Genomic DNA, 17,170 nt, shown 5'->3' on the forward strand with positions numbered 1-17,170 from the left:
CTCACCCGGGCCGCGACTGCGTGAGCCGGGAGGTGGTGACGAGCATGGCCACGGTCAGCACGCCTGCGGCGAGCCACACCCACGAGGGCGCCAGGGCCGGGTCGAGCCCGCGGACCGCGAGCCAGGTGACGGGCAGCGGCACCAGCACGAGCAGTGCGCGCCCGCCCCAGAGCCGCGCGACGTGACGGTCGACGGGCAGGCTCGACGGGCCGAGGGCGAGCACCGTCGAGACGACGTGCGCGGCCACGAGCAGCACCCCGACCGCGAGGACCCGCCAGTCGACGACCCCGTGCGCGGCCCACCAGCAGGCGACCAGCACGAGCGCGACCGCGCCGGCGACGTGGTCGGGCGAGCGCGCCCACTGCGCCGCGGCGACCAGCACCCCGCCGACGACGAACCAGTGCGGGACCTCCGGCAGCGCCAGGGCGAGGGCACCGACCGGGAGCACGAACAGCAGCGCCCGCATCACGAGGACGTGGCGCGGCATCAGGCACGGACCTTCGGCACGCGGGTACGCCGGGCGAGCTGCTGCAGCACCGTGTCGAGGGTGCCCGGGCCGCGCCACGGCACGACGGGCGTGCCGAGCTCGGCCAGCCTCCGGAGCCGGTCGTCGCGCTCGATCACCTGCATCCGGGTGGCGAGGCTGGGCAGGGCGAGGCGGTCGCCGCCCGTCGTGCGGTCGCCGAGGGTGTCGATGACGACCACGGACGCGCCGCTGCGCTGCAGGCTGGCGGTCGCGGTGACCAGCGGCGTGACCAGCATCGGCGAGAGGACGTAGACCACGCTGCCCGCCCCCGCCCCGAGGTCGAGCCGCTCGGGCGCGACGGCCCGGACCTCGGTGCGCACCCGGGCGAGGGTGCCCTGGATCCGGTGGAAGTGCCGCGGTCCCGAGCCGAGCCGCACCCGGGTGCCGTCGGCGGCAACGACCAGCAGGCCGACCCGGTCGCCGGTGCGGACGTGGTGCTCGGCGAGGGCGGTCGCGGCCCGCACGGTCAGGTCGAGGCTGCTGGCGGCGCCGTCGATGCCGCCGGAGACGCCGATGTCGCGCAGCCCGTCGACCACGAGCCACACGCCGGCGTCCTGCTCGGCCCGGGTGGTGATGACGTGCAGGTCACCGGTGCGCAGCGACACCGGCCAGTTGATCCGCTTGAGGCGGTCGCCCGACGCGAAGAGCCGGATGCCCTCGAACTCGGTGCCCCCGCCGAGGCGTCGCGAGCGGTGCCGGCCGACGAGCCCGTCGGGCTGCGGCACCTCCGCGCGACTGTCGTACGGCGTCGTCTGCGGCAGCACGGTGAGGCCGTGCTCGGGCAGGTCGACCGGTCCCCACCGCCACCCGGCCCAGGCGCTGGTCAGGGCGACCCGCTCCGCGCCGACCGCCCGCCGGCCCCAGCGCCGCGGGCTGAAGCCGACCGACGGCAGGCCGTCGGCGATCAGGGCCCCGGCCGCGCCGGCGACCGGCGACGTCGCCACGTGCGGCGTGCGGGAGGCGACCCGGGTGACGTGCTCGACGCCGTCGAGGTCGTCGACCACGAGCCGCGACGTCGTGCCCTGCCCCTCGTGCAGCCGGTGGTGGTCGAGGCGGGCGTCGATCCCGGGCGCGCTCCGCGGACGGCCCAGCAGGCCGAGCGCCGCGAGCGGCACGAAGGGTGCGGCCAGCACCACCAGCGCCTCCTGGCCGAGCACCACCCCGCCGACCAGCCCGCCGAGCCCGAGCACGCTCGCGCGGACGAACGACGGGGTCGGCGTCCACGAGGTCACGGGTGCGACCCGGGTTGCGACTCGAGGGTGCGCGGCGTCTCCACCGAGCCCAGGACGGAGTCGACCACGCGGGCGCCCGAGGCCTGGGTCATCCAGAGGTCGGGCTTCACGGTGATCCGGTGCGCGAGCACCGCCCGCGCAACGACCTTGACGTCCTCGGGCACGACGTAGTCGCGCCCCCGGATCGCCGCCCAGGCACGCGCGGTGAGCACCAGGCCGAGGCTGCCGCGCGGCGAGGCGCCGGTCAGCACGTCGGGGTGGCTGCGGGTCGCGGCGACCAGGTCGACGCAGTAGCGCGCGACCGACTCGTCGACGGCGACCTGCTCGACGGCGGCCTGGACGGCGGCGAGCCCGGCGGCGTCGCTCACCTGGTGGATCTCGACCTCCTCGCGCTGCCGGTCGAGCCGCCGGCGCAGGACGTCGTACTCCTCCCCCGCGCTGGGGTACCCGAAGGCCACGCGCAGCAGGAAGCGGTCGAGCTGCGCCTCGGGCAGCGGGTAGGTGCCCTCGTACTCCACCGGGTTGGCGGTCGCGAGGACGTGGAACGGGCTGGTGAGCCGGTGGGTCTGGCCCTCGACGGTGACCTGACCCTCCTGCATCGCCTCGAGCAGCGCGGCCTGCGTCTTGGGCGGCGTGCGGTTGATCTCGTCGGCCAGCAGCAGCCCGGTGAAGATCGGGCCGGGCCGGAAGTCGAACTCGGCGCGACGCTGGTCGTAGACGTAGGAGCCGGTGAGGTCGGCGGGCAGCAGGTCGGGCGTGAACTGGGCCCGCGCGAACTCCAGGCCGAGCGCGCCGGCGAACGAGCGGGCGGCGAGCGTCTTGCCGAGCCCGGGGAAGTCCTCGAGGAGGACGTGTCCCTTGGCCAGGATCCCGGCGAGCACGAGTGAGAGCACCTCGCGCTTGCCGACGACGGCGCGTCCCACCTCGTCGAGCACGCGCTCGGCGAAGTCGGCGACGGTGGCGTGCGGGTCAGGTGCGGTCACGGAGTGCCTCGATTCGGGTCAGGATGCGGTCGATGTCGGCGGGCGGGATGCGACGTACGCCGTCCAGCTCGCGCCGGACCTCCTCGGCGAGGCCCGGGTCGCGCTCGCGCGCCAGGGCCACGAGCCGACGGCCCAGGGCGTCGGAGGGGTGGTCGGCCTGCTGGTGGGACGACAGGACCCGCAGGTCGGACGTGGGCTCGTCCACGCGGTCGGTCGAGGTCGGGAAGCCGTGGTGCCACTCGGCGGCGGGGACGTCGACGGTGTCGATGACGAGGTAGGCCAGCGCGCACACGACGACGACCATCACGACGTACGCCACCGGTTGCGGCTCGAAGTCGAGCCACTGCGCGCCCGCGAAGCCGATCGCACCCAGGGCGGCCGCGCCGACGAGGCGCGCGCGCCACTGCCGCTCGAGGTGCGGCCGCCTCATGCGCGCACCCCCAGGCCGTGGCGGATCACGGCCAGCGCGTCGAGCGCGATCGCGCGGTGCTCCTCGGTGATGGGGTGGTCGGAGAACCGGGCCTCGCGGTAGAGCTCGGCCAGCCGGTTCACCGACCCGCCGTCGGCGGCGACGAGGTCGAGGACGCGGATGGCGTACTCCGACGAGGTCTCCGACGCGCGACGAGGCACGCCGGCCCGCTCGCCCTGCACCTCGAAACGGTGCCAGGCCGACACGATCGCGTTGCGCGGCTCGCCGTCGCGCAGCAGGGCGTCCTGCGCCTCGGCGTCGGCGACCATCTCCTCGACCACGCGGACCGGCTCGGAGAGCACGTCGAAGGCGACGGCGGACCGCGCCTCCTCGCCCCTCCGGAACCGGATCGAGCGCACCGCGACGAACGCCAGGAAGCCCAGCAGCCCGAGCACGGCGGCCAGGAGCAGCACCTCCAAGGTCCAGACGACGACCTTCACCCAGACGGGCGGCTCCGCCCGGGCGGCCATGTCGCGGGCGTCCTGCAGCGTGGTGTCGGGCGGCTGGCAGTAGGGGCGATCGGCCGCGTCGTCGGGAGTCTGCACGGTGGTCGAGCCGTCGGGGTTGGTCGTGACCGGGAGCGGGATGCAGGTCTGCGTCCCGGTCGTCACGCTGGCCGGCTGCGGGCCCGGACCGGTGAAGACCTCGTCCGGTCCGATCAGCGTCGCCCACGCGACGAGCACCATGAACAGGGTCGTCGCGGCGACCACCAGCACGGCGCGTACGCCGGGCGGGAGGGCCGGGAGCACACGCATGGCGCGACCCTAGGTGAGTGGGTCGCGCCATGCGAGCGGGGCGCGGCAATGGTGCTGGATCGTTGCCGAAGGGCTCCGAGATGCCCTTCGGGAAGGAGTCGCCGCGCGGTGGGGGAGGTCAGAGGACGGGCGTGAAGGGCTCCGTCCCGAGGGCGAGCTGCAGGCCCGCGATGCCCGAGTGCTGCTGGGCGTAGGCGAGCTCGCGGGAGAAGTCGCCGATGTTGTTCGACGCCGGCAGCGGCGCCAGGCCGAGCGTGGAGAGCGTGCCGACCGCCTGGCCGTCGGCGTCGAGGAAGGCACTGCCGGAGTCACCGGGGATGCCGGGCGTCACGGTGTAGAGCGGATGCGTCCAGCCGTTGTCGGCCGCGTCCTGCCCGAGGCTGATGCCGGTCTTGGGCGAGAGCTGCTCGACGCCGCCGCGCAGGCCGGAGTTGCCGAAGCTGTAGACCCGGTCGCCGGTGGCGGTCCCCGTCGTGTCGATGCCGACCGGTCCGCCCCAGAACGGGATCGACGGGTTGACCTTGCCGGTGTCGGCCGCGTCGACCTTGACCAGGGCGAAGTCGTTGTAGGCGCAGGTGCTCGCGTCGGTCTCACCGCGCGACTGCATCGTGTTCCACGAGCTGTAGGCCAGCGTGCCGGCGCCGACCTGGGTGCCGGGCGTCAGGACGCTGCCGTTGCGGTTGAACGTCACCCGCGTGCCGAGGGGGAGGGTGCCGGCGTCGCAGCCGTCGGTGTCGGTCGCCTCGCCCAGGCCGGAGCAGTGCGCAGCCTGGCCGACGTAGACCGAGCCGGCAGCGTCGGTGAGCACGAAGTTGGCCGTGCACTGGCCCGACCCCTCGGTGTTCGTCTGGACACCGGGAGTGATGGCGGCCGAGCCGGCAGGTGCCCAGGTCGGTGCCGCGGACGCCGGGCCCGCGACCGAGGCTAGCCCTCCGGCGAGGGCGAGGCCCGCGGCGGAGGCGAGGAGCTTCGGGGAGGTACGCATGTACACCCAACGAGGGATGGCTCGAACGGGTTACGCACGAGTAGTCAGATGTGACCACGTGACGGTGGGGCAGGCACCCGTGGTCGTCCTCGGACGGTAAAGAGTTCGGCCTTGTCTCCGGCAAGGTCACCCTCTCCCCCAGGCCCTCGCCGACCGCGAGGCTGAAGGTCGCGATCACCGGCACGGGCATCAAGGCACGCACCGTCACGGTCACGCGCGGCTGACCCGAGCACGACGAAGGCCCCCGACCATCACGGTCGGGGGCCTTCGGTCGTGAGTTGTCAGTACGTCGGCTGGCTGGGGTCGATCTGGCTGACCCAGGCGACCACGCCGCCGCCCACGTGGACCGCGTCGGCGTACCCGGCTCCCTTGACGATCGCCAGCGTCTCGGCCGAGCGCACGCCCGACTTGCAGTGCATGACGATCTGCTTGTCGCTGGGCAGCTGGGTGAGCGCGTTGCCGTTGAGGAACTCGCCCTTCGGGATCAGGACCGAGCCCGGGATGTGGTTGATCTCGGCCTCGTTGGGCTCGCGGACGTCGACGAGGACGAAGTCGCGCTCGCCGTTCTCGCGCTCCTTGAGCATGTGCTCGAGCTGGACGACCGAGATCGTCGAGCCGACGGCGGCCTCGGCCGCCTCGTCGGAGACCGCACCGCAGAAGGCGTCGTAGTCGATGAGCTCGGTGACGGTGGCGTTCTCGCCGCACAGCGCGCAGTTGGGGTCCTTGCGGACCTTGAGCTTGCGGTACTCCATCTCGAGAGCGTCGTAGATCATCAGCTTGCCGGCGATCGGCTCACCGATGCCCGTCAGCAGCTTGATGGCCTCGTTGACCTGGATCGAGCCGATGGACGCGCACAGCACGCCCAGCACGCCGCCCTCGGCGCAGCTCGGGACCATGCCCGGCGGCGGCGGCTCGGGGTAGAGGCAGCGGTAGCACGGCAGGTCCTCGCCGAGCATCGGCGCGAACACCGATGCCTGGCCGTCGAAGCGGTAGATCGAGCCCCAGACGTAGGGGATCCCGAGGAAGTACGCCGCGTCGTTGACCATGTAGCGGGTGGCGAAGTTGTCCGTGCCGTCGACGATCAGGTCGTAGCCGCGGAAGACGTCGAAGACGTTGTCGTTGTCGAGGCGCTCCTCGTGGAGCACGACCTCGACGTAGGGGTTGATCTCGGCGATCGACTCCTTGGCCGAGAGGCCCTTGGGCTTGTCGATGTCGCTGACGCCGTGGATGACCTGGCGCTGGAGGTTCGACTCGTCGACCGTGTCGAACTCGCAGATGCCGAGCGTGCCGACACCCGCGGCAGCCAGGTAGAGCAGCGCGGGCGAGCCCAGGCCACCGGCGCCGATGACCAGCACCTTCGCGTTCTTCAGCCGCTTCTGCCCGGTCATCCCGACGTCGGGGATGATCAGGTGCCGGCTGTAGCGCCGTACCTCGTCGATGGTGAGGTCGGCGGCGGGCTCGACCAGTGCAGCGAACGACACGTCTTCTCTCCTCGGATCGGGTGCCGGTGCAACAGCACCGACGCGCTCCATGTTCCCCGCGCCGCCAAGGCGCGCCGGACGACGTCCCGCGATGCGGACGCCGGCAGGGGGACTCCGGGCGGCTAGGCTCACCCGGACCGCACTACCCAGGAGTACGACGTGACTGCAGGCCATCTGGACCAGGAAGCACCCCGACCGCGCGGCGGGCGGATGCCTCGACGCGAGCGTCGTGTCCAGCTGCTGGAGTCGGCCCTCGAGGTGTTCGTCGCGCAGGGCTACCACGCCGCCGCGATGGACGACATCGCCGAGCGGGCGGGCGTGTCCAAGCCGGTGCTCTACCAGCACTTCCCGGGCAAGCTCGACCTCTACCTCGCGCTGCTCGACGCCTCGTGCGACACGATCATCGAGAACTGCCGCGAGGCCCTCACCTCCACCTCGGACAACAAGGACCGGGTCGCGGCGACGATGAAGGTCTTCTACAGCTACGTCGCCTCCGAGGAGGGCGCGTTCCGGCTGGTCTTCGAGTCCGACCTCACCAGTGAGCCCGACGTGCGCGAGCGGGTCGACCGGGTCACCATCGAGTGCGCGTCACTGATCGCCGACGTGATCCGCAGCGACACCGGCCTTCCCGACGAGGCCTCCGAGCTGCTCGCGGTGTCGCTGGTGGGAATGGCGCAGGTGTCCGCGAGGTTCTGGCTCGCGGGTGGCGGAGAGATCACCCAGGACGACGCCGCGGCCCTCATCGCGGGCCTGGCGTGGCGCGGGATCCGGGGTTACCCGATGACCGACGACCACTGATCCGCACCACCCCTGTAGAACTGCTGGTACAACGCACCACCCCCTGAGCTGAGGAGCAAATCCCGTGGAGGTCAAGATCGGCGTGCAGCACGCCCAGCGCGAGCTCGTGCTCGACACCGACAGCACGCCCGAGGACATCGAGAAGCAGCTCGGCGAGGCACTCGCCGGCAACGGCGTCCTGCACCTGAAGGACACCAAGGGCCGCGCGGTCGTCGTGCCGGCCGACAAGATCGCCTACGTCGAGCTCGGCTCGCCGTCCGCGGCGACGGTCGGCTTCCGCTGAGCCGACCCGCACACGCAGGGGCCGGGGCGCCATGGGGCTGATCTGGACGGTCGTCGTCACGGTCGTCCTCGGCCTCGTCATCGGCTTCCTCGGCAAGGCCGTGGCGCCGGGGTCGCGCGACAACATCCCGCTGTGGCTGACGGTCGTGTGCGGCGTGGTCGGCGCCTTCGTCGGCAGCTACCTCTACTACGCCGTGTTCGGGGTGTCCGGCAACAACCCCGGCGGCGACATGTACGACACCAGCCGCGGCATGGACTGGTGGCGCCACGTGTGGCAGGTCGGGTCGGCGGCCGTGCTCGTCGTGGTCGCCGCGACCATCACCGGGCGCCACGACCGCGACGCCTGACCAGGCCGGTCGTCAGTTCGGTCGTCAGGTCGGTCGGCAGATCGGTCGTCAGGCCTCGAGCCCGAGCTCGGCCATCCGGGCCGTGTGGAGCTCGGTGAGCCGGGTGAACATCCGCCCGAGCGCGGCCAGGTCGAGCCCTGGCCGGTCCACTCCCCCGGCCAGCAGCGCGGTCAGCGCGTCGCGGTCCCCCGCGACCCGCTGCGCCTGCGTCAGCGCCTCGCCCATCAGCCGGCGACCCCACAGCGCGAGGCGGCCGCCGAGCCGGTGGTCCTCGGCGATGCCCGCGCGCACCCGGTCGACGATGAAGGCGGTCTGCCCGGAGTCCTCCAGCGAGGCGATGATGACCTCGCGGGTCTCGGCGTCGAGGTAGGCCGCGATCTCGCGGTAGAAGTCCGCGGCGAGGCCGTCGCCGACGTAGGCCTTGATCAGGCCCTCGAAGTAGTCCGCCGGCGCGGTGTGGGCGTGGAAGGCCTCGAAGCTCGCCCGGAACTCCTGCATCGCCTCGGCCGGATCGGCGCCGAGCTCGGCGATCCGGGCGACCAGCTTCTGCAGGTGCCCGAACTCCGCGGTGGCCATCGCGCCGATGGCGATCTTGTCGTCGATGCCCGGCGCCATCTTGGCGTCCTCGACCAGCCGCTCGAAGGCCGAGAGCTCGCCGTAGGCGATCGCACCGAGGAGGTCGATCGCGGCCAGGCGGTAGTCCTCGTCGGGCGATCCCTCAGCCGATGCGCTCATGCGCGCAGCCTAGCGATAGGATCGGGACAACCGAGCCGCCGACGACTGTGCCGGTGGCCGCCTGTATGTGCGCGGTCGGTAGCCCTTCGCAGGGCCCTCGCAGATCCTTTCCGAGTCACTGACCGCATCCGTGTGGGACCTCCCGACTCTTGAAAGCGACACCGTGACCACCTTCCGTGACATGGGCGTGCACGCCCAGATCTGCGACGCGCTCGAGCGCGCCGGCATCACCACCCCCTTCGCCATCCAGGAGATGACCCTCTCGGTCGCCCTGCTCGGCACCGACCTCATCGGCCAGGCCCGCACGGGCACCGGCAAGACGCTGGCGTTCGGCATCCCGGTGCTGCAGCGCTCCGTGGCGCCGTCCGACCCGGCCTACGCCGACCTGCCGCAGGGCAAGCCGCAGGCGCTGATCGTCGCGCCGACCCGTGAGCTCGCGCTCCAGGTCTCCGGCGACCTCGCCCTGGCCAGCGCGGACATGGGCCTGCGGGTCCTCACCGTCTACGGCGGCGTCGGCTACGAGCCGCAGCTCGAGGCCCTCGACGCCGGCGTCGACATCGTCGTCGGCACGCCCGGACGCCTCATCGACCTCGCCAACCGCCGCGCGCTCGACCTCTCCCACGTCCACGCGCTCGTCCTCGACGAGGCCGACGAGATGCTCGACCTCGGCTTCCTGCCCGACGTCATCACGCTGCTCTCGAAGACCCCCGAGACCCGCCAGACGATGCTGTTCTCCGCGACCATGCCCGCCGCGATCGTGGCGCTGGCCCGCACCCACATGCGCCACCCGATGAACATCCGCGCCGAGTCGTCCTACGAGAACGCGACCGTCCCGGCGACCGCGCAGTTCATCTACCTGGCCCACGACCTCGACAAGCCCGAGATCATCGGGCGCGTGCTCCAGGCCGAGGACGCCGACAAGATGATCGTCTTCACCCGCACCAAGCGCCAGGCCCAGCGGATCGCCGAGGACCTCGCCGAGCGCGGCTTCAAGGCCTCCCCCCTGCACGGTGACATGGCGCAGGTCGCCCGCGAGAAGGCGCTGGCCCGCTTCCGCGAGGACAAGGTCCAGGTCCTCGTCTGCACCGACGTCGCGGCCCGCGGCATCGACGTCCGCGGCGTGTCCCACGTCATCAACTACACCTGCCCCGAGGACGACAAGACCTACGTCCACCGCATCGGCCGCACCGGGCGCGCGGGAGCCACGGGCACCGCGATCACCTTCGTGGACTGGGCCGACGTGCACCGCTGGAAGATGATCAACAAGACGCTCGACCTGCCCTTCGACGAGCCGCAGGAGACGTACTCGACCTCCGAGCACCTCTTCCACGACCAGGGCATCCCGGCCGGCACCAAGGGCCGCATCGTCCCGCCCGCCCCGCCTGCGCCCAAGGCCGAGCGCACGCCGCGCGAGGGCTCGCGTGGCGGCAGCCGCTCCGGCGGCTCCTCCCGCGGCTCGGGCTCCGAGTCCGGCGCGGGGTCGGCGGAGAAGTCCGGTGACGCTCCGCGTCGCCGCAACCGCAACCGTCGCCGTACGCGCGGTGGCTCCGCGGTCGAGACGCCCAACTCCTGACCACGCTCGATATCTAGGGACGATCTGGTGGGCCGGGCGACCGGTTCACCTACGAGATCGTCCCTAGATATCCAGGTTGGGGCCATCCAGGCTGGGGGCCACCCAGGCCCAGGTGTCAGCGCTTGCGGGGCTTCTTCGCCTTCGGGCGGCTGGCCCGGGCCACCAGGTTCTGGGCCACCTCGCGGTAGGCCTGCGCGCCCTTGCTGGAGCGGCTGGTCGCCAGGATCGAGCGTCCGGCGGCCGGGGCCTCGGCGAACTTGATCGTCTTCGGGATCGGCGGCTCCACGACCTCGAGGTCGTAGGTCTCGCTGATCGTCTCCAGGACCGTGCGGGCGTGGTTGGTGCGGCCGTCGTAGAGCGTCGGCAGGACGCCCCACACCTCGAGGCCGCGGTTGGTGAAGCGGCGTACGTCGTGGACGGTGTCGAGCAGCTGTCCCACGCCCCGGTGCGACAGCGTCTCGCACTGCAGCGGCACCAGCACGCCGTCCGCGGCGGTGAGCGCGGCGACCGTCAGCACCCCGAGCGAGGGCGGGCAGTCGAGCAGCACCCAGTCGTAGGGCCCCTCCTCGGTGTCCGCCAGGTCGTCGGCGAGGCCCTCCAGCGCGCTCTTGATGACGTGCTCGCGCCCGGTGCGGGTGAGCAGGTCGGCCTCGGCGCGGGCCAGCTCGATCGTGGCCGGCAGGACGTCGACGCCGTCCTCGGTCGCGATGATGATCTCGGCCGGGTCCACGCCCTGGGTCAGGACGTGATGCACCGAGGTCTCGAGGTCCTCGGGGTCGATGCCGAGGGAGAAGGTCAGGCATGCCTGCGGGTCGAGGTCGACGAGCAGCACGCGGTGGCCCAGCTCGGCCAGGGCTGCGCCGATCGAGGCGACGGACGTGGTCTTGGCGACCCCGCCCTTCTGGTTGGCGACGGCCAGGGTGATCGGGCCGGCAGGCTTCTTCGGGCTCATTGCCGGCCATCATGCCGGACGGGATGGCACTCCCCACAGGTCGCCTGAAATGCTGGGCCCATGACGACCTCCCTCATCACCGGCGCGACCGCCGGCATCGGCCACGAGTACGCCGTCCAGCTCGCCGCCCGCGGCGACGACCTCGTCCTGGTGGCGCGCGACGCCGCGCGGCTGGAGGAGGTGGCCGAGGAGCTGCGGCGCGCCCACCGGGTCGAGGTCGAGGTGCTGCCCGCCGACCTCACCGACCGCGAGGCCCTGGCCCGCGTCGAGGCGCGGCTCGCCGACCGCGACCGCCCGGTCGACCTGCTGGTCAACAACGCCGGCTTCGGGCTGAAGCAGCGCTTCCTCGACAACTCCGCGGACGACGAGACCCTGATGCTGGAGGTCCTGGTGACCTCGGTCCTGCGGCTCAGCCACGCCGCCCTCGGGCCGATGGCCGAGCGCGGCCACGGGGGGATCATCAACGTCTCCAGCGTCGCCGCCTTCCTCCCCCGCGGCACCTACTCCGCGGCCAAGGCCTGGGTGAACCAGTTCAGCGAGTGGGCACACCTGGAATACAGGTCGCGCGGGGTGAAGGTGATGGCGCTGTGCCCGGGCTTCACGAAGACCGAGTTCCACCAGCGGATGGAGGTCACGCGCGGCGACGGCTTCATGTGGCTCGACGCCGACTTCCTGGTCCGCAGGTCGCTCGAGGACTTCGAGAAGGGTCGCGCCTACTCGATCCCCGGCGCGCAGTACAAGGCGATCATCGCGCTCACCAGGGCCATCCCGAACCGCGCACTCCGGCTGACCCAGTCGATGGGTCGTCGCTGACGACCCGCCGATAGCCTCGACGCGTGGACGTCGCGACACGGATCAGGTCAGGGCAGGGCGACTTCGTCCTCTTCGCGGTCACGCCGCCGCGGCAGTCGACGGCCCCCGAGCGGCTCCCGGAGATCGCCCGCGCGACCGTCGAGCGCCTGGACCGCCTCGACCTCGACGGGCTGGTCCTCTACGACATCGACGACGAGAGCGACCGCAACCCGGCCGAGCGCCCGTTCCCGTTCAGCCCGACGGTCGACCCGTCCGACTACCGCACCGAGCACCTGCGCTCGTGGCGGACGCCGGCGGTGGTCTACCGCGCCGTGGGCAAGCACCAGCGCGACGACCTGCGGTCGTGGCTCGCCGCGCAGGACCCCGCCCGGACGCTGACCGTGATGGTGGGCGCGTCGTCGCGCGACAGCAGCACGCCGGTCTCCCTCGCCGACGCGCAGGCGATGCTTGCCGAGGTGAACCCCGACCTGCTCCTCGGCGGCGTCGCCATCCCCGAGCGCCACAGCCGCCGCGAGGACGAGCACCTGCGGATGATCGCCAAGCAGGAGGCTGGCTGCCGGTTCTTCGTCAGCCAGGTCGTGTACGACGTCAACGCGACGAAGAACCTCGTCTCGGACTACCGCTACGAGTGCGAGGCGCAGGGCGTGACGCCGGTCCCGATCGTGTTCACCTTCTCGGTCTGCGGCTCGATGAAGACCCTCGAGTTCCTGCGCTGGCTCGGCGTCGACGTGCCCCGCTGGATCGAGAACGACCTGCGCCACGCGGCCAACCCGCTCCGCGCCTCCCTCGAGCAGGCCGCCAGCACGGCCGCGGAGATCGCCGACTTCTGCCGACAGCTCGGTGTGCCCTTCGGGCTCAACGTGGAGAGCGTGTCGATCCGGCGCGAGGAGATCGAGGCCTCGGTCGCGCTCGCGGCCCGGGTGACGCCGCTCGTGCGCCTCGCCTGAGGCGCACTGGCACGTGAGTCTCCTGGAGACTCACGGCCCAGCGAGCGTCCGGATCCAGGCCTCGAGGTCGCGGGGGCGGGTGAAGAGCAGCGTCTCGGGAGCCGACGGGTCGGCCGCCCAGGCACGCATCCGGTCTCGCTTGCGGACGAAGGACTGGAAGTGCCACCGGATGATCGAGGACCGGTCGAAGATCTTGGCGAAGGACTCGACGTTGCCGTTGCAGCGCGGCTCCTTGGTGATCGCGCCGCGCACCGTGCGGCGGACCAGGCGCGACAGGGAGAGCCAGCGCGGGTAGTCGAGCCCGACGACCAGCTGGACCCGCGGCTCGACGAGGTCGCGCCACTGGCCGTAGGCCGAGTCGAGGAGCCACCGGTCCCCGGCCACGACCTCGCCGATGAGCTCGCGCTGGCGGTCCTCCTCCACCGGCACCCAGCCGGGCTGCCACGTGAGCTCGTCGACGAGGGTCACCGGGTGCCCGGTGCGCGCACCGATCGCGAGCCCCGCCGTCGACTTGCCGCTGCCGGTGACGCCGTAGAGCAGGACCCGGTCGGGGAGCTCGGTCATCGCGCGAGCGAGAGCAGCCGCTCGTACTGCTCGGGGTCGGTCGTGTTGACCCCGAGCTCGTGGTCGACCTTGCCGAGGCCGTGGTAGTCGCTCGAGCCCGTCATCACCAGGTCGAGGTCGTGCCCGATGGCCCGGAGCCGCTCACGCACCTCGGGCGGGTGGTCCTGGTGGTCGACCTCGATCCCCGCGAGCCCCAGCTCCTTGAGACCGGCCAACGCATCGGCGGAGAGCACCGTGCCACCACGCCCCCACGGGTGCGCGATCACCGGCACTCCGCCGGCGGCGACGAGCAGCGGGACCATGTCCTCCAGATCGGCGGCGTACCGGTTGCGGTAGCCCGGCCGCCCCGGGTTGAGCAGCGTCTCGAACGCCTCCGTCCGGTCCCCCACCACGCCGAGGCGCACCAGCGCGTCCGCCACGTGCGGGCGGCCGGCGGCCACCGAGCTCCCGGCCTCGCGGCGCACGTCCTCCTCGGTGATGTCGATCCCGTGCTGGCGCAGCGCGTCGACCATCGCGGGCGTGCGCTCGGTGCGACCGGCGAGGATGCGGTCGAGCGCGGCGACCAGGGGCGGGTACGCCGGGTCCGGCAGGTAGGCGAGCAGGTGCACGCCGCGGTGGCGGAACGCAGTGCTGATCTCGAGGCCCGGCACTAGCGTGATGCCCACCTCGTCGGCGGCGCGCTGCGCCTCGGCCCACCCGGACATCGCGTCGTGGTCGGTCAGGGCGACCACGTCGAGCCCGGAAGCCGCGGCCTTGCGGACGAGGTCACCCGGGGAGTCGGTGCCGTCGCTCGCCGCCGAGTGCGTGTGGAGGTCGATCCGCACGTCAGCTGTTCCACTTCAGCAGCACGGGGGTCTCCCGCTCGAACCCGAGCACGGAGACCGTGGAGGTGTCGAGCCGGAAGAACCGGCCCTCCTCCGCGGGCTGCTGGATCCAGCGCGCGGTGAGGACGCGCAGGGAGTGGCCGTGGGCGAAGACGAGCGTGCGGTCGTGCTCGAGCGCCCGGGCGACGACGCGGTCGAGGCGCGCGGACACCTCGGCGGCGGTCTCGCCACCGGGGGTCGGGTGGCTCCAGACGGTCCAGCCGGGGTCGGTCTCGCGGATCTGGTCGGTCGTGATGCCCTCGTAGTCGCCGTAGGCCCACTCGGCGAGGTCCTCGTCGACCTCGGCGTCGGCGTGGCCCGCCAGCTCGGCCGTACGACGCGCGCGCTGGCGCGGGCTGGTCAGCACGAGGTCGAAGTCGACGTCGTAGAGCCGCGGGCCGAGCAGGATCGCGGCCTCCTCGCCGTCGGAGGTCAGCGGGAGGTCGGTGGTCGAGGTGTGCCGGCCGTCGCGACTCCACTCGGTCTCGCCGTGCCGGACGATCCAGAGCTCGGGGCCAGCAACCGATGACATGCCGCGAGTCTCCCACGCGCGGGACGGCGTGCTGCCACGATGCTCACCATGGCGACAGCGACGGGCACCGGCGCGGACCTCCGGCGCGCACGCCTCGCGATCGCCGCGGCCTTCCTCACGCAGGGGCTCGTCTTCATCAGCCTCACGACGCGGTTGCCGCGCATCCAGGACCGGTGGGACCTCGACGAGCTCGCCCTGTCCGGCGTGCTGCTGATGATGGTGCTGCTGGCCGGCGTCGGCTCGCTCGTCGCCGAGAAGCTCGCACCCCGCCTCGACAGCGCCGTCGTGCTCCGCGCCGGGCTGGTCGTGATCGCGGTGTCGGTCGCGGTGCTGGTCCTCGCACCCGTGACCGCTGTCTTCGTCCTCGGCCTGGCGGCTTACGGCGTCGGGCTCGGCATCGTCGACGCGACGGGCAACATGCAGGCGGTCGCCCTCGAGCACCGGCTGGGCCGGGTCGTCCTCCCGTCGTGCCACGGCGCCTGGACCCTCGGGGGCGTCATCGGTGCCGTGCTGACCCTGGCCACGACGGACGTGCCGTGGTCGGCCCTCGCCGCGCTCGCGCTGCTGCCGCTGGCGGCAGCAGCGGCGCCGTACCTCGCCCGCGACTCCGGCGAGGCCGCCACCTCGACCGACACCGACGTGCCGTGGCGGGCGATCGTGATGATCGGCCTGGCGCTCGTCGTCTTCTACACCGTCGACACGGCGGCGTCGACGTGGGGACCGGTCTACCTCGACGACGTCTTCCGCGCACCCGAGGAGCTGGTCGCGCTGGCCACGCTCCCCTACCTCGTGGCCAGCGGCCTGGTGCGGCTGGTCGGCGACCGGCTGACCGAGCAGGTCGGCGCGGTGCGGCTGCTGCGCGTCGGGGCCGCGATCGCTCTCGTGTCGCTGGCGGTCATCGTCGCCGCCCCGACGTGGCCGGTGGCCGTGCTCGGCTTCACCCTGCTCGGCTGCGGCGTCGCGGTGGTCGCGCCGCTGAGCTTCTCCGCCGCCGCTGCGCTCGCGGGGCGCGACGCCGACCCGGCCACCCGCCAGGCCCGCGTGGACGCGGTCGTGGCGCGCTTCAACCAGTTCAACTACGCCGGCGCGCTGCTCGGTGCGGTGATGACCGGCGCGGTCGGGTCGAGCTCGCTGCGGGTCGGCTTCGCCGTGCCCCTCGTGCTGGTCGTGGCCCTGTTCTGGCTCGCGAGGGCCTTCGCACCGGCGGACGACCCCTCGGTCTGAGGACCGCCCGCCGGGCACGACGACGGGTCAGGACCCGCCGCCACCGGCCTTGCGTCGGTGCATCGGCTTGGCGACGTTCTTGTCGTTGACCTCCGAGCCGTGGGCCTTCTCGTGCGAGCCGGCGCTGTCGTCGGGGTGGTGGTGGCCCTTCTTGCGATCGAGGGCCTCCCGCATCTTCGCCTTGATGTCGGCGTTGGGGTCCTGATCAGCCATGGGGTCCTCCTGGGGTGGGTGTGGACTCGAGACGGTCGGACTGCCACCTTGCCAAAGTCCTCCAACGAGGGCCAACGACTTACCGCTTCTGGAGCACGTCCACGCGCCCGGCGAGCTTGCCCGCCATCTTGTAGACGTGCCAGCGGCAGTCGCCGACCATGACGTCGTACGCCGCGTCGCCGAACTCGCCGCGGTAGCGCTCGGGGTCGCGCAGCAGCCGCGCCAGGTGGAGCAGCGCCCGGCCGGCGCTGCCCTCGGCCTCCTGCGCGGCCTCGCCCCACTCGTCGGCCAGGTCGATCGACTCGACGACCCGCAGGCCGGAGTCCGCGATCGCCTCGTCGATCACGACCGGGTCGGCCGAGGTGGGCACCACGCCCATCACGTCGAAGAGGTCGAGGGCCTCCTCGGCACCCAGCAGGTCGGTGCCGACGACCTGGTAGGCGACGACGTACCCGCCCGGGCGCAGCACGCGGGCGAACTCGGCGAACGCGTCGACGGGGTGGGCGACGTGCACCATCACGTCGCGGCACCAGACCAGGTCGAGCGAGGAGTCGTGGGCGGGGACCTGCGTCGCGGAGCCGCGCTCGAAGGAGACGCGCGAGGCGATGTCCGAGGTGAGCTCGCGACGCGCCTCGCGCGCGAGGTCGAGGTGGCGCTGGACGGGATCGATGCCGAGCACCCGGAGGCCGAAGTGGGTCGCGAGCCGGAAGGCGTACGCCCCTTCGCCGCAGCCGACGTCGACGGCACGGCTGTCGGGTCGGAGGTCGAGCTCGCGCACCACCTGCAGCAGGACCGACGGGTCCCGCGGCGCGAGGCTCTCGTCGAGGCGGGCGCCGAACGCCTCCTCGATGCGCGGATAGGTGTCGTAGAAGAACTCGCGGTCCCAGGCCATGGGA

At 72.5% G+C, this 17,170-nt stretch carries 21 protein-coding genes; 7 read left to right on the forward strand and 14 right to left on the reverse strand.

Features of this window, described 5'->3' with window-relative positions; all coding sequences use genetic code 11:
* Nucleotide 1: 1 nt before the first annotated feature.
* The 7 genes from EUA93_RS00575 to moeZ all read right to left on the reverse strand — a co-directional run bounded on the left by EUA93_RS00575 (nucleotide 2) and on the right by moeZ (nucleotide 6,431).
* Nucleotides 2-487, reverse strand: coding sequence for a hypothetical protein (locus EUA93_RS00575; protein ID WP_129397888.1), 486 nt, complete (start codon nucleotides 485-487; stop codon nucleotides 2-4).
* Nucleotides 487-1,758 (reverse strand): DUF58 domain-containing protein, encoded by a 1,272-nt coding sequence (locus EUA93_RS00580; RefSeq protein WP_129397889.1) that lies wholly within the window; start codon nucleotides 1,756-1,758, stop codon nucleotides 487-489. The genes EUA93_RS00575 and EUA93_RS00580 overlap by 1 nt, the downstream gene beginning before the upstream one ends.
* A complete protein-coding gene (locus EUA93_RS00585) occupies nucleotides 1,755-2,741 on the reverse strand; it encodes an AAA family ATPase (RefSeq protein ID WP_129397890.1) in 987 nt (328 codons plus the stop codon). The genes EUA93_RS00580 and EUA93_RS00585 overlap by 4 nt, the downstream gene beginning before the upstream one ends.
* On the reverse strand, nucleotides 2,728-3,171 hold the full coding sequence (locus tag EUA93_RS00590) for a hypothetical protein (RefSeq protein WP_129397891.1): 444 nt from the start codon (nucleotides 3,169-3,171) through the stop codon (nucleotides 2,728-2,730). The genes EUA93_RS00585 and EUA93_RS00590 overlap by 14 nt, the downstream gene beginning before the upstream one ends.
* Entirely contained in the window at nucleotides 3,168-3,965 is a 798-nt protein-coding gene (locus EUA93_RS00595) for a DUF4129 domain-containing protein (RefSeq protein WP_129397892.1), read from the reverse strand. Before EUA93_RS00595 ends, EUA93_RS00590 begins: the two co-directional genes overlap by 4 nt.
* Nucleotides 3,966-4,083: 118 nt before the next feature.
* The gene (locus EUA93_RS00600; protein WP_129397893.1) at nucleotides 4,084-4,950 is read right to left on the reverse strand and encodes a trypsin-like peptidase domain-containing protein; all 867 of its coding nucleotides are present in this window, start codon (nucleotides 4,948-4,950) and stop codon (nucleotides 4,084-4,086) included.
* 281 nt (nucleotides 4,951-5,231) lie between these two features.
* The gene (gene moeZ, locus EUA93_RS00605; RefSeq protein WP_129397894.1) at nucleotides 5,232-6,431 is read right to left on the reverse strand and encodes an adenylyltransferase/sulfurtransferase MoeZ; all 1,200 of its coding nucleotides are present in this window, start codon (nucleotides 6,429-6,431) and stop codon (nucleotides 5,232-5,234) included.
* Between the two features lie 210 nt (nucleotides 6,432-6,641).
* Between moeZ and EUA93_RS00610 the strand changes: the two genes are divergently transcribed.
* From EUA93_RS00610 to EUA93_RS00620, 3 genes are all read left to right on the forward strand, one after another.
* A complete protein-coding gene (locus EUA93_RS00610) occupies nucleotides 6,642-7,229 on the forward strand; it encodes a TetR/AcrR family transcriptional regulator (protein WP_129401010.1) in 588 nt (195 codons plus the stop codon).
* Between the two features lie 64 nt (nucleotides 7,230-7,293).
* Complete coding sequence (locus tag EUA93_RS00615) at nucleotides 7,294-7,512, forward strand: DUF3107 domain-containing protein (protein WP_129397895.1); 219 nt, start codon at nucleotides 7,294-7,296, stop codon at nucleotides 7,510-7,512.
* 31 nt (nucleotides 7,513-7,543) lie between these two features.
* The gene (locus tag EUA93_RS00620) at nucleotides 7,544-7,858 is read left to right on the forward strand and encodes a GlsB/YeaQ/YmgE family stress response membrane protein (protein WP_129397896.1); all 315 of its coding nucleotides are present in this window, start codon (nucleotides 7,544-7,546) and stop codon (nucleotides 7,856-7,858) included.
* Nucleotides 7,859-7,906: 48 nt separating this feature from the next.
* On the opposite strand, the gene EUA93_RS00625 is transcribed toward EUA93_RS00620, so the two are convergent.
* Complete coding sequence (locus tag EUA93_RS00625) at nucleotides 7,907-8,593, reverse strand: ferritin-like fold-containing protein (protein ID WP_129397897.1); 687 nt, start codon at nucleotides 8,591-8,593, stop codon at nucleotides 7,907-7,909.
* A gap of 181 nt (nucleotides 8,594-8,774) precedes the next feature.
* On the opposite strand from EUA93_RS00625, the gene EUA93_RS00630 reads away from it, so the two are divergent.
* A complete protein-coding gene (locus tag EUA93_RS00630; RefSeq protein ID WP_165355175.1) occupies nucleotides 8,775-10,166 on the forward strand; it encodes a DEAD/DEAH box helicase in 1,392 nt (463 codons plus the stop codon).
* 115 nt (nucleotides 10,167-10,281) lie between these two features.
* Here the strand turns inward: EUA93_RS00630 and EUA93_RS00635 are convergent, their stop codons facing one another.
* On the reverse strand, nucleotides 10,282-11,118 hold the full coding sequence (locus EUA93_RS00635) for a ParA family protein (protein WP_129397898.1): 837 nt from the start codon (nucleotides 11,116-11,118) through the stop codon (nucleotides 10,282-10,284).
* Nucleotides 11,119-11,178: 60 nt separating this feature from the next.
* Between EUA93_RS00635 and EUA93_RS00640 the strand changes: the two genes are divergently transcribed.
* Both EUA93_RS00640 and EUA93_RS00645 read left to right on the forward strand, forming a co-directional pair.
* Complete coding sequence (locus EUA93_RS00640; RefSeq protein ID WP_129397899.1) at nucleotides 11,179-11,931, forward strand: SDR family NAD(P)-dependent oxidoreductase; 753 nt, start codon at nucleotides 11,179-11,181, stop codon at nucleotides 11,929-11,931.
* Nucleotides 11,932-11,954: 23 nt separating this feature from the next.
* Nucleotides 11,955-12,878, forward strand: coding sequence for a methylenetetrahydrofolate reductase (locus EUA93_RS00645; RefSeq protein WP_129397900.1), 924 nt, complete (start codon nucleotides 11,955-11,957; stop codon nucleotides 12,876-12,878).
* Between the two features lie 30 nt (nucleotides 12,879-12,908).
* On the opposite strand, the gene EUA93_RS00650 is transcribed toward EUA93_RS00645, so the two are convergent.
* From EUA93_RS00650 to EUA93_RS00660, 3 genes are read right to left on the reverse strand one after another with little or no spacing between them, the layout of a single operon-like run.
* Nucleotides 12,909-13,442: a P-loop NTPase family protein gene (locus tag EUA93_RS00650; RefSeq protein WP_129397901.1), complete on the reverse strand. Its 534-nt coding sequence runs from the start codon at nucleotides 13,440-13,442 to the stop codon at nucleotides 12,909-12,911.
* Nucleotides 13,439-14,266, reverse strand: coding sequence for a PHP domain-containing protein (locus EUA93_RS00655; RefSeq protein WP_129397902.1), 828 nt, complete (start codon nucleotides 14,264-14,266; stop codon nucleotides 13,439-13,441). Before EUA93_RS00655 ends, EUA93_RS00650 begins: the two co-directional genes overlap by 4 nt.
* 1 nt (nucleotide 14,267) lies before the next feature.
* Entirely contained in the window at nucleotides 14,268-14,837 is a 570-nt protein-coding gene (locus EUA93_RS00660) for a histidine phosphatase family protein (RefSeq protein WP_129397903.1), read from the reverse strand.
* Between the two features lie 48 nt (nucleotides 14,838-14,885).
* Here EUA93_RS00660 and EUA93_RS00665 point away from each other — a divergent pair, with 48 nt between their 5' ends.
* On the forward strand, nucleotides 14,886-16,061 hold the full coding sequence (locus tag EUA93_RS00665) for an MFS transporter (RefSeq protein ID WP_129397904.1): 1,176 nt from the start codon (nucleotides 14,886-14,888) through the stop codon (nucleotides 16,059-16,061).
* Nucleotides 16,062-16,088: 27 nt separating this feature from the next.
* Here the strand turns inward: EUA93_RS00665 and EUA93_RS00670 are convergent, their stop codons facing one another.
* Both EUA93_RS00670 and EUA93_RS00675 read right to left on the reverse strand, forming a co-directional pair.
* A complete protein-coding gene (locus EUA93_RS00670) occupies nucleotides 16,089-16,274 on the reverse strand; it encodes a DUF5302 domain-containing protein (RefSeq protein WP_129397905.1) in 186 nt (61 codons plus the stop codon).
* Nucleotides 16,275-16,353: 79 nt separating this feature from the next.
* A complete protein-coding gene (locus EUA93_RS00675) occupies nucleotides 16,354-17,166 on the reverse strand; it encodes a class I SAM-dependent methyltransferase (protein ID WP_129397906.1) in 813 nt (270 codons plus the stop codon).
* Between the last annotated feature and the right edge of the window lie 4 nt (nucleotides 17,167-17,170).

The organism is Nocardioides oleivorans (assembly GCF_004137255.1).
Classification (GTDB): domain Bacteria; phylum Actinomycetota; class Actinomycetes; order Propionibacteriales; family Nocardioidaceae; genus Nocardioides; species Nocardioides oleivorans.

Excerpts from the sequence above, each read along its gene's own strand:
- EUA93_RS00575 (WP_129397888.1), bottom strand. The coding sequence starts at position 487 with ATGCCGCGCCACGTCCTCGTGATGCGGGCGCTGCTGTTCGTGCTCCCG.
- EUA93_RS00590 (WP_129397891.1), bottom strand. The coding sequence starts at position 3,171 with ATGAGGCGGCCGCACCTCGAGCGGCAGTGGCGCGCGCGCCTCGTCGGC.
- EUA93_RS00595 (WP_129397892.1), bottom strand. The coding sequence starts at position 3,965 with ATGCGTGTGCTCCCGGCCCTCCCGCCCGGCGTACGCGCCGTGCTGGTG.
- EUA93_RS00600 (WP_129397893.1), bottom strand. The coding sequence starts at position 4,950 with ATGCGTACCTCCCCGAAGCTCCTCGCCTCCGCCGCGGGCCTCGCCCTC.
- EUA93_RS00610 (WP_129401010.1), top strand. The coding sequence starts at position 6,642 with ATGCCTCGACGCGAGCGTCGTGTCCAGCTGCTGGAGTCGGCCCTCGAG.
- EUA93_RS00620 (WP_129397896.1), top strand. The coding sequence starts at position 7,544 with ATGGGGCTGATCTGGACGGTCGTCGTCACGGTCGTCCTCGGCCTCGTC.
- EUA93_RS00625 (WP_129397897.1), bottom strand. The coding sequence starts at position 8,593 with ATGAGCGCATCGGCTGAGGGATCGCCCGACGAGGACTACCGCCTGGCC.
- EUA93_RS00630 (WP_165355175.1), top strand. The coding sequence starts at position 8,775 with ATGGGCGTGCACGCCCAGATCTGCGACGCGCTCGAGCGCGCCGGCATC.
- EUA93_RS00635 (WP_129397898.1), bottom strand. The coding sequence starts at position 11,118 with ATGAGCCCGAAGAAGCCTGCCGGCCCGATCACCCTGGCCGTCGCCAAC.
- EUA93_RS00640 (WP_129397899.1), top strand. The coding sequence starts at position 11,179 with ATGACGACCTCCCTCATCACCGGCGCGACCGCCGGCATCGGCCACGAG.
- EUA93_RS00650 (WP_129397901.1), bottom strand. The coding sequence starts at position 13,442 with ATGACCGAGCTCCCCGACCGGGTCCTGCTCTACGGCGTCACCGGCAGC.
- EUA93_RS00660 (WP_129397903.1), bottom strand. The coding sequence starts at position 14,837 with ATGTCATCGGTTGCTGGCCCCGAGCTCTGGATCGTCCGGCACGGCGAG.
- EUA93_RS00665 (WP_129397904.1), top strand. The coding sequence starts at position 14,886 with ATGGCGACAGCGACGGGCACCGGCGCGGACCTCCGGCGCGCACGCCTC.
- EUA93_RS00670 (WP_129397905.1), bottom strand. The coding sequence starts at position 16,274 with ATGGCTGATCAGGACCCCAACGCCGACATCAAGGCGAAGATGCGGGAG.
- EUA93_RS00675 (WP_129397906.1), bottom strand. The coding sequence starts at position 17,166 with ATGGCCTGGGACCGCGAGTTCTTCTACGACACCTATCCGCGCATCGAG.